The sequence below is a fragment of the Flammeovirga sp. EKP202 genome (assembly GCF_014534745.1).
GTDB lineage: Bacteria > Bacteroidota > Bacteroidia > Cytophagales > Flammeovirgaceae > Flammeovirga.
The window spans coordinates 1-275 of record NZ_JACVVP010000165.1; the positions used below are offsets into that span (position 1 = coordinate 1).

Sequence of the window (275 nt, forward strand, 5' to 3'; positions counted from 1 at the left end):
ATCAGATCTATGATTTGACGTATAAATCGACGGAACATTTACCCAAAAATGACACCGACCGTAAAGCCATTTATGATCTATATTGTGAAAACGAAAATGGTGAAAAATTTATCGTGGAGTTACAACGTGCTGAACAGACTCATTTTAAAGACCGTACTATCTATTACTCAAGCTTTCCTATTCAAGAACAAGCCAAGCGAGGAAAAGGATGGGATTATGAGTTAAAAGCAGTCTATGTGATTTCCATTATGGATTTTATCTTTGATGAGACCGAA

General features: G+C 35.6%; 1 protein-coding gene. It reads left to right on the forward strand.

What is annotated here, in order from left to right; translation table 11 throughout:
* On the forward strand, positions 1–275 hold a 275-nt coding region (locus IC221_RS29420; RefSeq protein ID WP_188172341.1), incomplete at both ends, for a PD-(D/E)XK nuclease family transposase.